11 protein-coding genes are annotated in these 14,009 nt (G+C 37.1%); 1 reads left to right on the top strand and 10 read right to left on the bottom strand.

Annotated features, from left to right (window positions below):
* Nucleotides 1–49 precede the first annotated feature (49 nt).
* The 6 genes from BQ2679_RS01920 to tgt form a co-directional block, all read right to left on the bottom strand.
* Nucleotides 50–2,647, bottom strand: coding sequence for a YfhO family protein (locus tag BQ2679_RS01920; RefSeq protein ID WP_075565648.1), 2,598 nt, complete (start codon nt 2,645–2,647; stop codon nt 50–52).
* A gap of 20 nt (nt 2,648–2,667) precedes the next feature.
* The gene (locus tag BQ2679_RS01915; protein ID WP_075565644.1) at nt 2,668–5,295 is read right to left on the bottom strand and encodes a YfhO family protein; all 2,628 of its coding nucleotides are present in this window, start codon (nt 5,293–5,295) and stop codon (nt 2,668–2,670) included.
* Nucleotides 5,285–6,235: a glycosyltransferase PgfS gene (gene pgfS, locus BQ2679_RS01910; RefSeq protein WP_075565641.1), complete on the bottom strand. Its 951-nt coding sequence runs from the start codon at nt 6,233–6,235 to the stop codon at nt 5,285–5,287. The genes BQ2679_RS01915 and pgfS overlap by 11 nt, the downstream gene beginning before the upstream one ends.
* Nucleotides 6,236–6,416: 181 nt before the next feature.
* Nucleotides 6,417–6,758, bottom strand: coding sequence for a metal-sulfur cluster assembly factor (locus BQ2679_RS01905; protein ID WP_075565639.1), 342 nt, complete (start codon nt 6,756–6,758; stop codon nt 6,417–6,419).
* A gap of 142 nt (nt 6,759–6,900) precedes the next feature.
* Nucleotides 6,901–8,718, bottom strand: coding sequence for an acyltransferase family protein (locus BQ2679_RS01900; RefSeq protein WP_075565637.1), 1,818 nt, complete (start codon nt 8,716–8,718; stop codon nt 6,901–6,903).
* 132 nt (nt 8,719–8,850) lie between these two features.
* Nucleotides 8,851–9,993: a tRNA guanosine(34) transglycosylase Tgt gene (tgt, locus tag BQ2679_RS01895; protein ID WP_075565635.1), complete on the bottom strand. Its 1,143-nt coding sequence runs from the start codon at nt 9,991–9,993 to the stop codon at nt 8,851–8,853.
* Between the two features lie 116 nt (nt 9,994–10,109).
* Between tgt and BQ2679_RS01890 the strand changes: the two genes are divergently transcribed.
* On the top strand, nt 10,110–10,967 hold the full coding sequence (locus tag BQ2679_RS01890; RefSeq protein WP_075565633.1) for a DUF975 family protein: 858 nt from the start codon (nt 10,110–10,112) through the stop codon (nt 10,965–10,967).
* A 47-nt stretch (nt 10,968–11,014) separates the two neighbouring features.
* On the opposite strand, the gene BQ2679_RS01885 is transcribed toward BQ2679_RS01890, so the two are convergent.
* The 4 genes from BQ2679_RS01885 to BQ2679_RS01870 all read right to left on the bottom strand — a co-directional run bounded on the left by BQ2679_RS01885 (nt 11,015) and on the right by BQ2679_RS01870 (nt 14,008).
* The gene (locus BQ2679_RS01885) at nt 11,015–11,377 is read right to left on the bottom strand and encodes a DUF1304 domain-containing protein (protein ID WP_075565631.1); all 363 of its coding nucleotides are present in this window, start codon (nt 11,375–11,377) and stop codon (nt 11,015–11,017) included.
* 10 nt (nt 11,378–11,387) lie between these two features.
* Entirely contained in the window at nt 11,388–11,813 is a 426-nt protein-coding gene (locus BQ2679_RS01880; protein ID WP_075565629.1) for a MarR family winged helix-turn-helix transcriptional regulator, read from the bottom strand.
* Nucleotides 11,814–12,077: 264 nt separating this feature from the next.
* Nucleotides 12,078–13,217, bottom strand: coding sequence for a LysM peptidoglycan-binding domain-containing protein (locus BQ2679_RS01875; protein WP_075565627.1), 1,140 nt, complete (start codon nt 13,215–13,217; stop codon nt 12,078–12,080).
* Between the two features lie 143 nt (nt 13,218–13,360).
* Entirely contained in the window at nt 13,361–14,008 is a 648-nt protein-coding gene (locus BQ2679_RS01870; protein WP_075565625.1) for an HAD-IA family hydrolase, read from the bottom strand.
* Nucleotide 14,009: the final 1 nt, after the last annotated feature.

Below are 14,009 nucleotides of genomic sequence, written 5' to 3'. Positions count from 1 at the left end.
CATAAGAACTTCATCCTTTTTTATTGGAATAGCTAACAAAGTATGTCATCTACTCCGTTTTTTGCTTTTTCCACAAGTAAATGAGTACGATAAGAGAAGTTATTGAAAGCACTATTCCAAAGTTTAACCCTGGAGGGATATAAGTCCAAACAATCTCGTGTTCTCCTTCAGTTAGTGAAACACCCATAAAGAAACCAAGAGATTTTTGAACTTCTTGATTTTGACCATCTACTGTTACACTCCAACCTGAGTGGTATGGAATAGTGAAGGTTGCAAAGGATTGTTCACTATTTGTAACATTGACGTGTGCTTTCACCGTTGAATTTGAATAGGAATCAATGGTGATGTCATGTGCTTTTTTAAACTGTTCCAATGCATTTGTTAGCGTTGGTATATCGATTGAATAGAATTTAAAACCTCGAAGATCCCATTCTTTTGCTTTTCCTTCATCAATTGTAAATTTGAGCGTTTTGTTTATGTTTCCATTTCCAACCACCCAGAGTTGATTTTCTCGGAATCGATTTTCATAAGGATAGCTTAATCCGTCTACCAATACTTTTGACTTAATGACTGAACCGGCTTGTCTTTCTGGAATTTCAACAAAGTACAACTTATTTGGCTCAAGAGATAATTGCCATTCAATTTTGACCGGAGTACCCTCTTGAGTAATTGTATATTTGTCACCATTTTTCGTTAAATTTTCAACATGGACTTCTGATACACTTACTTCTTTAAGACCTTCTTTCTCCGAAATTCCCACAACTTGTAATAATTGATTTAAATTATTAACAGGTTTATGCTTTTCAAAACTTACATTCGTTGCAAGATCCTTATTTGTCAGATAGCCTAATGAAAGAGCATATGGATTTTGATACACAAAAAGATTCTTGAACGTCCTTTCTTTAGTATATAAACCACGAACATCCGCAAAGACCTTATTCTCATCTCCACCCATCATAAACCGAGAAAAACCAAACATAGAATCTAAAATGATATTTCGTCCTGTATAGTTTACAACTGATTGAGAGGCAGGAAGTCCTAAGTGACTAAATTCTTCAATCAAAGTATGCTCTAAACTCGATGTAAAGTGAGAGGCTCCATTATAATTATAAGAAATCGGATAGTTGGCATGCGACAATCCCTTATGCATCTCCATACGTGTAAATTGATCTAATTTACTATAACCTTCTTCATCAAAAGCAACTGCATACTCCATTTGAGTCTTCAAGCTAGAATTACCAACGAAAAATGGTGCCCTCTTCAGTCCAATAAACGCACCCAATATTAATTCCACAATAACAACTCCTGTTACTAGTTGTAGTCTTCGAGATAAATCCACCTTTGTTAAAAAGAATGCACACAAAACGATACTATAAATAATAAATGCAAGAATTTTCTGTGATGTTTCTACATAAGAAAGTGTAGCAAGCATTGAGAACAATAAAATTGACCCAAAACCTATAAGAGCTACTAAGAACTCATTAAAGCGGAAGCTATTTTTCCACTTCATCAAACTTTCGGAAGCTAAGACCAACATAAAGGCATTTGCAACCCAAGAATTTCTAAAATAGAAACCGACCGGACGTTGCCCCATATGCCAAATCTGATCAAAGCCTTGAATATTGAAGGAAAGTAGTAAGATTAATAAAACAAATGTTGCAGATAATTTACTACGAAGAGAAATTTCTTTTTTTACGTAGAAAACAAACAGGCCAAAGAGGCCTAAACTTCCAATGAAAAGGTGCGGTAAGGCTTTTGGGTCCCCCCACTCTTTTTCACTAAAAGAGCCTAAAATAAATTTTTGAGGAAAAGTTATAAGATCATTTACGATTTTAGAAGACCATTCAAATGTACTTCCTGCACTTGCCTTACTTTCTACTAACGCACCAAACACTGGTAGTAACCAAAACATTGCTAGTCCTATTCCAATCATTGCAAACAAAGCAACTCTGCCAATTTTCAATAGATAGTCTTTCAAGGAAGCTTTCTTTGAAAACACAGCATAGAATGTATAGAGGGCTACAAAAAGGCACATCATATAGCCTGTATAGAAATTAGTAATCAGGCTGACTGCAAGGAAAATCGGTAATTTAAACGATCGTTTTCCTTCTACGATTTCTTCAATACCAAGAAGAATGAAAGGGACATAAACTAGATTATCTAAAAAGTTGGGATTGAAATGCTGAGAAACGATAAATCCACTAAGTGCATAAGAGGTTGATAAGGCTAATGAAAGCCAATAATTTTTGCTGATACCCTGATATTTCTTCTCAAGAAAATATCCAAACGCCACTCCCATTACTCCAAAACGAATAAGTGGAATCACATAACTCAAAATATGAAATGTCGAAATTGGGAAAATTGCGTATAAAAACGTGAAAGGACTTAAACTATTAAAGCCCCATACACTTGGCATTGCTCCTCCCAGAGATTTAGAGAAGGACCAAAATAGGCCGCTAAAATCGCCGCTCCAAAATAGTTTATGTAATCCGATATAAAGCGGAAAATATTGTGAAAGAAAATCCCCACTATGCACCGAATTTTGTGAAAAGGGAGTCAACCCTAAACAAAGGAAGACTCCTAACATACCCATAAATGGAACACAGAATAGCGAACTAAATTTTAATTTCATTTTTGAAATTTTCATTATAGTCTACTCCTACTAAATTAAATCCATTTTTTATAAATTGCAAATCCATAAAGAGAGGTTGATAAGATTGAAATTATAAAACCTGCAACAAAGCCATCTGGCAAATAACTCATTTCAATTGTATGTTCACCTGGCGTAATTTTATATGCCAACAGGCTATCCCAAACTTTAGCAGTTTCAACTACTTTTCCATCTACTTTAACAGTCCAACCTTTTTCATATGGAATACTTGTCATCATCCAAGTACTATCATCAGTTATATTAACCGTTCCTTTAAAACTACGATTATCCCAATGAGTTAATTTTATTCCTTGCATCTGACGTTCTTGAATGATACGATTTGCTAGAGCACTATTAGAACGAGCTAAGCGCAATCCAGATAAATTATATTCGTTATCCGAATCAATTTCAATCACTAAATCTGTAGGTTGACCAACTGAATTATGTGCAATTTGAATAAATTGCGTTTGTTGGAATTTATCTTGGAATTCATAATTTTTACCATTTAACTTGACACGAACTTTATTTTTATCTGTATGAGATAATTTTTGCGGAATTGCTACCCAATAATCTTCAGCAGATTGAGGTAATAAATGATAGGTAATTGTTCCTGGTTTAGATGAATCAATTCGTTTGTAGGTTTCTGGTTTAGATGAATCTACAACTTCCATATTATCCAATTTCATCTCATTTGCTCCGAGTACAGCTAAATAATTTTCACTCGTTGCCCCCATAGCTTGTACAATCTTATTTTGATTTTGAATCGGTTGATGGTTCTCTAATTTTAGATTCACCGTTTCATCATTAACACCGTAAGCAATTGGCAAAATCAAACCTGTCTCAAATGTCTTTGTTCTAGCAGCTTCATAAACAGGGGCTTTTGTCGTAATATCTTTACGCGTTACCATGTTTCCGAATACATACAGTTTGGACGTATCAGGATAGTCCTCTTTAGTCACCGGTTTTGGAGTCACTAGGTATTTTACTGAGAAGAGAGCATCTTGGAACGGAGTGCCTTGATAGTAGGTCGTTGCGTTAATTCCGTTATTTCCTAGACGGTCAAACAAGTCACGTGTACTATTTTCCAAGTTGGAACTGAAGACCGATAACCCTGGATAGTCCACCATAAATGGATCATTCTTACTTAAATTAAATGATTTATTAATTCTGTAAAAATCACTGTGGTCAGGTCTAATTGGATTAATCGCTTCCTTTAATTGTAAAACTGCATCGTGATATTTATAGGCGTCTGTATACCCAACTCTTGATTGAACAAGCGCTGCATTAGCTGTTAATTCAACCACACTCAAAGCAGCTATAATCATACAAGAGTGTTTCACTTTAGGGTAGAATAAAGCTGCAAGCAAAGCCACAAAAATCAAAATCGTAGCAAGACGTTGCCAAACTGTTAAGAAAGAATGTTGTTGTAACTGTACAATAGAAAAGATAACTGCACCGCTAATCAGTAGGAAGCTAGCTTCTCTCTTAGTAAATTTCTCCACTTCTCGTAGACTTAGATAAGCCAGATATATTAGAAAGAAAGCAATAATCCATGAGAATCGATAGAAAAATCCAGCAGGATTTTGTCCCATATGCCACAACTTACTTGTGAATTCATGGGCACAAGAAATCAAAAATACTACGAGAACAAAGCTCGCTGCAATTTTACTCCATTTAGAAATCTTACTCGAAATAAAGTAATAAAGTGTTCCTAGTAAACCAAAGCTGGCCACATATATATTCGGCAAGTTAGGTCCAGCTGGCCAAGAAGTATTATCAAAAGCTCCTAAAAAAAGTTTAGCTAAAATCTCAAACGGATTGATTTGTAACTTCCAGTCAAATCTCAAGGAACTTTGCAAGCCCCCTTTTGTTGATACTAAACTAATCAGAATTGGGAGTAATACAGCTGATACTATTCCAACAGCTAGTATAGATGCAGCAGCTAATTTCCCCAGTCTAGTTAGAATAACTTTTTTATTTCGGAAGTTCTCTGAACGTATAATATAGAACAAAGCATAAATGACTACAAAAATGCAGGTCATATAACCCATGTAAAATTGTACAAAGAGAGATAAGGCAAGCATGCCAATGTAGCCTTTAGGAGACTTATTATCCAACACTTGTTCAACCCCAATTAAAACCAATGGAAGCATCACCATTCCATCATAGAAAATTGGGTTCATTTGATAGCTAACATTAAATCCATTTAATGCATAAATGGTAGCGACGATTGGAACCAAGTAGGCTTTGTTCTTTAATCCATCATAACGTTTTACCAAGAAATGTGCCATGGTTAATCCCATCGCTCCATAACGCAAGGCAATAACGATTGGAACCACCCATTGGAAATTCTCTTCAGGGAATAGTAGGAACAGGAAGTTAAATGGACTCAACAAATTGAAGCCCCAAATCCCTAACATCCCGCCTCCAATGGATTTAGAGAAAGAGTAAAAGAAACTACTCCAATCTCCATTTAAAAACAAATGTTTGAAATAGGCATATAAGCCAATATACTGAGCATTAAAGTCAACCGCCATGAGTGACTTTGTTCCGAAAGGAAAGAAGCCATCAATAGCCCAAGCCACAAACATGATGGCCATAGGCGCAATAAAACTTGCTAGATAGACTTTTTTCTTAGTCGTCATTTTGCTCTCCTTTCACAGTTATGTTCGTTTGGTCGACAAGATAATGTGGACGTTTCTTCACTTCGTAATAAATTTTTCCAATGTACTCTCCTAATACCCCGATGGAAATCAATTGAATTCCACCAAAGAGAACTACTGAGAAGATTGTAGTAAAGTATCCACTCACGAGTGAATCCGGCACTACAAGGTATTGGATAAAGGTCCAAAGAACATAAACTAATGAAATTACTAAGCAGAATAAACCAAAATTAATACACATACGAAGAGGTTTATCGTTGAATGATAAAATCCCTTGAATCGCATAGTTTAATGAGAACTTCAATGAGTATTTGGTTTCACCGACTGTACGTACTTGGTTTTCATATTCGATAACTTTTTCGTTAAAACCGATCCAAGCAAAAATTCCTTTAGAAAAACGATTGTATTCTTGCATAGAAATAATGGCGTTTACAACTTTACGGCTAAACAATCGGAATTCAGAGACTCCGTCCATCAGCTCGATATCCATCATTTTATTAGCAAGTTTATAAAAATGTTTGGCTAAAAACGTACGGTGAGGTTTTTCGCCTGTACGTGTACGACGAGCACTTACGACATCGTACCCTTGCTCATAAGCTTCAATCATTTGTGGAAGCATGGCTGGTGGATGCTGCAAATCTCCATCCATTAGAATAACTGCTTCTCCTGTTGCGTATTCAAGTCCTGCAATAGTTCCAGCTTCTTTCCCGAAATTTCGACTGAAGCTGATATATTTAACACGTGAATCGCCAGCTGCGATAGCTAACATACGTTCAAAAGTACGGTCCTTACTTCCGTCATTAATAAAAATAATTTCAAATTCCGCTTTTGTAATTTGATTGATTTCTTTAACCAATTCATCATACATTTTCTGAATCATATTCTCTTCGTTATAAAACGGAATTACTACAGATAATTTCATATCTATCCTACCTTATTCTTTTTATTATAATCACTTCTACTATAATAACATTTTTTTGAAGAAAGTGGCTACTCTTAACAAAAATTTTTGTTTATTGTTTAAAACAAATAAACAAAAAAGGAAAATACTAATTAGTATTTTCAACACGATTTATTGTTCTTTCTTTATCTTTCTATAATCCTTAACGTGGAGGCAACCCTAAGGCAATACGTCCATAACGACTAATGCGTGTAATCTTCCAAGCAGGTGACCAAGTAACCTCCACCTTGACATCCTCAATACCATCAATTTGTTTTAATCCAGCTACGATTTCAATAGGCAGACTTTCTGCACAGTCACAGGCAGTATCTGTAAATGTCATGACTATTGTACAAAGTCCGTTTTCGTCCAAGTAAATCTCGTAAATCAATCCAAGATTGTATACATCTAGCTCTACATCAGTATCATATACTTTTTCTAGTTTTTCAATAATCTGATTTTCCAAGGCTAGAGCACGGTCATTAATCTTGATATCATCTCTCATAGCAGTTCCTCCACCTGATAAATATCCTCTATTTTCTCATAATTCCAAAAAGTTGGCAAGTTTTTTCACAAATGATAAACTAGCCTATTGTCTCTTTTATTGACTCTAAAAAGCAGAGATGCTTATCTCTGCTTACAAGTAATTATTTTGATTTAACCGGCTTATCTTCAAGAGCTTTGATAGCAGAAGCAATTGTTTCTGCATATAGCTTGGCTCCTTCTTCTAATTTGGTATTGTCTTTCCCAAAATGAACCTGGTCAGTCCCTTTCCAAATGTCTGGATTGTCTTTAGACACTTGGTTCCAGTCAGCAATCTCAACATATGGGTATTGTTGAGCTACTTCACGAGCATAGCTTGCATACTTTTCAACATATGGTTGAGTTGCCTGACTTGTGTCACCCTCATACGGAGTCACAAGCACAAGTTGATGTCCTTTTGGTAAATTCGAAATCAAGAAATCAAGATCTGCTTTATAATCCTCGGGATTGTTGACTCCCGTAGCAACTACCACAACTTTAGGCAAAGCTTTATTTTGGCTATTATATAGCATGATCGCACTTGCTTGTTTAGTGTTTCGACTAACTTGCGCATCAGTCTGAGCATCAGGCAAAACTTCTTGTAAACCAGGAGTGGCTCTCAAGGTTACAGAGTCCCCAATGATGGAAACACCTTCAGCAATATTGTATCGACTTGCTTCTTCTTTGTCTGCCATTGTCTTTGTTCGAACGAGACTTGATTGAGCTTGTTTAAGCCCATTAACAGTTAAGTCCGTTTCAAAGGCACCAACTTGTGGAGCTAATATCATTATAATCAGCATGACTAGCCCAAGTACTCCAATGCTACCAGAAAAAATAGGTTTAATATGCGGGATTTCTTTTGTTTTTTCCAAGAGCCAAGTCGACTTCCCTGCAATTAAAGGCTCGACAACATAGAAAGATAATGTCGCAAAAAGGTAAGAGAAGATCGTCGTTAGGATAACCGCTAGTATATTTCCCATTAATTGAGAGAAAATAATATAGAAGGGCCAATGAAATAGATAGACAGCATAGCTAGTGTCTGCTAAAAAGCTGACGATTTTAGGTTCTTCGATAGACTCTGTTTTCTCATGCAAGAGGCGAGTTGCTACTATCATAACAAGTGTTGCTAGACTTGCTAGCAAGAAACCTAGCAAATAAGTAAATAGGGAAGTAAACTTGACAAAGAAAGTTAGTAAGAGCAATACTCCTAGACCTCCCGCAAAAACTAGCAAGGTTTGCTTCAAATCTAGAACCTTATTTAATCGTTTTAAAATCGGTGTCGTTTGACAAACTCCTACTATAGTTGCCAACACACTACCTAAAAAGAAAGGATAGACATGCGTAAAACTAGAAAAGTAAACAGTAGAGTATGAACTTACGATAAAACTACCAATGAACATGGAAAGAAAACTGATCAGAAAGGCAGCAGATGAGAGGATAAAGACTGTACCTCGTAACTGACCGCTTGTCTTATAGCGTTTGGACAGGATCCAAACTGCTAATCCCCACAAAATATAATAGTGAACTTCAACTGCCAAACTCCAGTTGTGAACAAAGAGATGAGGGATAAACTGTGATTCGTAACTCCCTCCTGTTAACATTTCGTAGAAGTTGGTCATGAAGCCAAGAACTCCTGCAATTTGAGCACCAATTCCAGCTACATAATCTTGTCGAACCATCAAGGTAAAAGGCATGATGACAAGTACCATCATCACAACAGGAGGAAATATTCGATAAAAGCGTCTCCTGAAAAAACCTATGATATCAATTTCCCCTTTTTGGCTAAACTCCTCTAACAATAGTGAGGTGATAAGGAAACCTGAGAAAGTGAAAAAGACATCCACACCAAAGAATCCCCCTGGGAAAATCGTCTGAAAGAAATGGTACAAGAGCACCAAGAGCAGACCTGTAATCCTAATCAAGGAAAACCATTTAATACGCATACGAGTTTATTCTCCATTTATTAGAAGCTTAAAAGTCTTCTAATTTTCATTCCATAATACACTTATTTTATCAAAAAAACGAGAAAAATCCTAAGAGAAAACTTAGGATTTTAGCTTTATTATCAATAAATGTTAGAAATTGCGTCCAGATTTATTATAGCCATATTTTTCAACAAAATGTTCACGGAATTCCAAAAGATTATCATCCATAATAGCTTGACGAACCTGTTTCATCAGATTGAGCAAGAAGTATAGGTTATGGTAGCTTGTCAAACGGATACCAAAGGTCTCATCTGCCTTAAGCAAGTGGCGAAGATAAGCACGAGTATAGTTCTTACAAGTGTAACAATCACACTCGTGATCAAGTGGTGTGAAATCTTCCGCAAACTGGGCATTCTTGATTACCAAACGACCTTGGCTGGTCATACAAGTACCATTACGTGCAATACGAGTCGGCAAGACACAGTCGAACATATCTACACCACGAATGACCCCATCAATCAAGCTATCCGGCGCTCCCACTCCCATCAAGTAACGAGGCTTGTCTTCAGGAAGAAGTTGAGTGGTGAAGTCCAATACTGCATTCATCTCTTCGTGAGTTTCACCCACTGCTAAGCCACCAATAGAGTAACCAGAAAAATCCATACTTACAAGATCTTGAGCTGATTGACGACGAAGGTCTTCAAAACCCGCTCCCTGTACAATCCCAAATAAACCTTGGTCATGCGGACGACGATGAGCTTTTAAGCCACGCTCTGCCCAACGACTCGTCCGTTCAATGGACTTTTTAACATAGTCATAAGGTTGATAGAACTGCGGACATTCATCGAAAGACATCATAATGTCTGACCCTAGATTGTTCTGGATAGAAATAGCTTTTTCAGGTGATAGAAACATTTTAGAACCGTTGAGGTGGTTCTTAAAGGTAACACCCTCTTCAGTAATATTTCGGCTATCAGCCAATGAATATACTTGGAAGCCACCACTATCCGTTAAAATCGGTTGATCCCAATTCATGAACTTGTGAAGACCACCAGCTCTAGCAATCAATTCATCCCCAGGGCGAAGCCACAAATGATAAGTGTTAGAAAGGATAATTCCTGAACCCATCTCTTTCAACTCTTCTGGAGACTGAGTTTTGACAGTTGCTTGTGTACCAACTGGCATAAACATGGGCGTTGGGAAAGTTCCATGTGGTGTGATAATTTCTCCCAGACGAGCTCCTGTATGTTTCTCTTTCTTAATTAATCGATATTTGATTGGTGATTCTGACATTTTTTACCTCCGAAACCGGGAAAAACAGTCCCAGTCCTTACTCTGCACCCAAGGGCATACTGTATGATTCTATCAAAAAAAACAGGAACTGTCACGAACTATGGTATAATGAAAGCATGAAATACCCAAAGATTGATTTAAAAGAAGTCCGTCAACAAGCACGACAGTTTCCAGCAGAACATCCTAGACTGATGCTCGTCTATTTATTGCCAAGCATCCTTTTGATTATCTCTAGCTTTATAAGCCCTTTATCATTACTTAATGAAGAAATTCTGGAACAATCCTTTTTCAGTTTTTTGATAACGGTAATTCAATCCTCCCTCTTTCCTCTAGTCTTTGGCTTTGCAAGCTCCATTATCTTAATTGGTGCTCTTTTTACAACTCTCAGTCTATTCAGAGTTCCTGAGACAGAACTTTCTTTCAAGGATAGTTTGGCACTGTTTGATAACCGTTTCTTTACTCAAACTTTCCTGACTCTTCTACTGAAACGTTTCTACCTCTTTTTATGGAGCCTACCTAATCTACTTGGAGTTTACTATCTTTTTTACAGCAATCTAATGGCTCGAAAATTTGTGGAACTTCATCCTGAATTTCCATCTGTCGATCTTACGAATCCAGATATTGAACAGTTCCTACTCACTTTTGCACTTTACTTCTTTGGCAGTGTTTTTCTGATCGTTATAGGAACTGCTATTTATCTTCCCCAATATTATGCATACTCCCAAGTAGAATTACTACTTTGCGACACTCTAGCAATAGGGATTGCAAAACCAAGTCGTACACTTCAAACCAGCCGCTTCCTTATGAAAGGCTACAAGTTCCAACGCTTTGTCCTTGATTTAAAGCTCTTACCATGGTATTTCCTCATCTGGATTAGCTTTGGCATTGCAAGTATTTCTATATACCCCTATATTTATAGCAATCAAATTTTCTTCTATCAAAGATTACTCGAAATCAAGCGAAAAAAAGTTTAATATCAGTTATTAAAAACCAGCATCTTCATAGAAAGTGCTGGTTGTTTTTATTTTAGGAAAAGGATACTTAGCAAGGTTAAAATTGCCGGACCTCCCTGCTTTAGAATGATTTTTTTATCTGCTGTTAAAGCACCATAAGTCGCTGCTCCTATGATAAATAAGACAAAAATTGTTACGATTTCTAAGCTATGCGAGAAATAAATCCCATAGATAAGAAACACTCCAATCAAGGCATTATAAATTCCTTGGTTTTTAAACAGTGAGGTAACAGATGTTCGAGTCAACTCTTCCTTATCCATATTAAAGACTCGGCTGGTTGCATCTGATTGGGTTGCGATACTCTCCAAATAAAAAATATAAAAATGTTCCAAGGCAACAATAGTTGCTAGTATAGTAGTAATGAGTGACATTGATTTCTCCTTAAAATTCTATTTTTTCTAGACCTGACACTAGTTTGGTCAGTAGAGTTATCAGCTCTTTCTGCTCACCAGTCGATAAGATGTTTTCCATCTGTTCCTTAACTTTCAAGTGATATTTAGGTGGATTGATCAAGAGTTGATTCTTAGCCTCTTGGGTTAATTCAACTAGGACTTCCCGCTGATTGACTGGATTACGCTTACGACTGACATAGCCCTCTGACTCTAATACCTTAAAATGTCGGGTCAAAGCTGCCTGGTCAATCTGTAACTTCTCTTGAACGGCAGTTTGGTTACTCGGTGATTTTTGCAATAAAAACCGCAAAATTTGATAGCGAGTCAAACTAATTCCCAATTGTTTCTCAAAAAGTTGAGTAATCGTCTGATCTACTATATGGAGCTGGTAGAGTAATTCATTTATTTCTAGCATTTCTATTCCTTTATTCGTATTTGATTAATCAACTGTTGATTTATCAAGTATAGTATAAATAAATTGATGATGCAAGTTTTTTGCTCACTTCATAAACTTGGTTTCCTGTTTCTTAACTCTGTCCCATTTTATTCAACATTTATATTTTCGAGCAAACCTTATGCTTAACTGTTTTTTATCTTTATAAAAGGATTTCTATTGGATAAAAAATTGAAAACAAAAAAGAAGAGGAAACTGAATTAGTCCCCTACTTCTCTTATCTTATTAGTTCATAGATACGTGAACGTGATCATAGTGGTTTTCTGTTACGCTACCACGATCTGGCATTGGATTCCAAGTGTAGGCTGGTCCGTATTTGCTTGGGAATGGTGCGTAGAAACGCTGTTTCCAAATAACATAACTGATTCCACGGCTAGCCATATTCTGAATAGCATACTCAGCAACCTGGTCGCCAAGAGCTGAGCTAACTGGGACCATGAAGTCAATCGCTAGACCTTTTCCGTGGTCACCTGGATCTCCTGGACGGTAACCGCTAAATGATGTGATACCGTATAACTTGGCAACTTCCTCTTTGAAGGCAGCTGTTTGTGGTTGTAGACCTGCATTTTCAGATTTTGTAGCTGCAATAGTTGCATAATCAGGCGCCGCCGGTGCTGCATAAGTTGGTGATGAAGCTTGGCTTGGTTCTGCCTGATAAGTTGTTTTTACTGGTTCAGCTTCTGTTGTTGCTGGCTCAGCTACAGTAGTTGTTTTCGCTACTGGTTCTTCCGCAACAGTCGTTGTTTCAGTTACCGGTTGAACTGTTGTTTCTTCCACAACTGGTGTTTCAGTTACTGGAGCAGCTTCTGTCGTTGCTGCAGGAACTGTTTCTTCTACTGGAGCTGCAACTTCAGCTGCTACAGCTGGAGTCACTTCAGCTTCAGCTTCAGCTTCTACATCAGCTTGTGGTGTTGCTTCAACTACAGTTTCTGTTTCTGCCACTGGTTTAGTCAAATCTTCAACTTGTAAAGTTTGGTCATCTACGACTACTTGGTTAGTTTTCAAATCTGCTGTTGCACTTGCTACATCAGAACCTACTTCTTCTGGTGTATATACCTCAACCCCTGTTACTTCTTCTTGTTCATTGACAATTGTAGTCAGTACAGTGTCTGGGAAAATCAAGTCAATATTCGTAATTTTGTTTAAGTTTGCAAGGACATTTAAGTCTACTCCCAAAGCTTCTGCAATCGTGCTTAAGGTGTCTCCATACTTAATTGTATAACTTGTTTTATTTTCGCTTTTAGCAACATCGTTTTGAATTTGCTCAACTGCACGTGGTGACCATACAACTTCTTCTGCTTGAGCTGCCAAGGCAGGGGCAATTGATAAAGCTACCGTTGATGCCAAAATAATTCGTTTCTTCATACTATTCAAACTCCTTTTTCAATGTAGTACATGTCTATCATAACATAAAGAAAAGAGAAAAAAAGCCCTTTTGAGGCTATTTAACAAAACTGTTTAGACTCTGTAACAAACCACATTAATTGAAATAGTTTGTTAGATTTTTGTCATAAAGCTGACATATTGCTCCAGACATCATTATTGCTCAAGAGAGTGATAATATCCTCTAATGCTCTTATTTGTTGGTTTCCTTCTTTATTACAACTTAAAAAATTCAGACTCTTTATTCCACTATTTAGTGCAAATTCTATATCCAAAAGGCGATCTCCTATGTAATAGGTGCGCTCTGGTTTTAAATGGTACTTGCTGATAAGGTAGGTCGCTGCTTCTGGACTTGGTTTACGAGCAAAACCGCTCTGGCTTGTCAAAATTTCTGTGAAACAAACATCCAAGCCCAAATCTCGTAAAATAGTCAAGGCATTATCGCCTTTGTGGGTGTAAACAAATTGCTGAATTCCTTGCTGATTTGCCCAGGCTAAAACCTCGCGCGCCCCCGGCATCAAGATGACCTGGGCATTCTTTTCAGACAAGCTCTGAGCACGGACTTGATTTAGCCTATCAACATCCAAGCCTCTTTCTTCTGCCACTTGCATTAGTAAATCCTGGACAGAGTATTTCAAGATAAAAGCTCGAACTTTTTCCTTGTCAAAAGGAATGGAAAACTGTGCATAGGTCTCCTCAATTCCTGACAAAATAGCTTCATAGGAGTCCAATAAGGTCCCGTCTAAATCCCAAATAAAAGCCGTTTCTTGCATT

The organism is Streptococcus timonensis (assembly GCF_900095845.1).
GTDB classification, from domain to species: domain Bacteria; phylum Bacillota; class Bacilli; order Lactobacillales; family Streptococcaceae; genus Streptococcus; species Streptococcus timonensis.
This window is presented reverse-complemented; position numbering and strand designations above follow the sequence as displayed.

Excerpts from the sequence above, each read along its gene's own strand:
- BQ2679_RS01920 (WP_075565648.1), bottom strand. The coding sequence starts at position 2,647 with ATGAAAATTTCAAAAATGAAATTAAAATTTAGTTCGCTATTCTGTGTT.
- BQ2679_RS01915 (WP_075565644.1), bottom strand. The coding sequence starts at position 5,295 with ATGACGACTAAGAAAAAAGTCTATCTAGCAAGTTTTATTGCGCCTATG.
- pgfS (WP_075565641.1), bottom strand. The coding sequence starts at position 6,235 with ATGAAATTATCTGTAGTAATTCCGTTTTATAACGAAGAGAATATGATT.
- BQ2679_RS01905 (WP_075565639.1), bottom strand. The coding sequence starts at position 6,758 with ATGAGAGATGATATCAAGATTAATGACCGTGCTCTAGCCTTGGAAAAT.
- BQ2679_RS01900 (WP_075565637.1), bottom strand. The coding sequence starts at position 8,718 with ATGCGTATTAAATGGTTTTCCTTGATTAGGATTACAGGTCTGCTCTTG.
- tgt (WP_075565635.1), bottom strand. The coding sequence starts at position 9,993 with ATGTCAGAATCACCAATCAAATATCGATTAATTAAGAAAGAGAAACAT.
- BQ2679_RS01890 (WP_075565633.1), top strand. The coding sequence starts at position 10,110 with ATGAAATACCCAAAGATTGATTTAAAAGAAGTCCGTCAACAAGCACGA.
- BQ2679_RS01885 (WP_075565631.1), bottom strand. The coding sequence starts at position 11,377 with ATGTCACTCATTACTACTATACTAGCAACTATTGTTGCCTTGGAACAT.
- BQ2679_RS01880 (WP_075565629.1), bottom strand. The coding sequence starts at position 11,813 with ATGCTAGAAATAAATGAATTACTCTACCAGCTCCATATAGTAGATCAG.
- BQ2679_RS01875 (WP_075565627.1), bottom strand. The coding sequence starts at position 13,217 with ATGAAGAAACGAATTATTTTGGCATCAACGGTAGCTTTATCAATTGCC.
- BQ2679_RS01870 (WP_075565625.1), bottom strand. The coding sequence starts at position 14,008 with ATGCAAGAAACGGCTTTTATTTGGGATTTAGACGGGACCTTATTGGAC.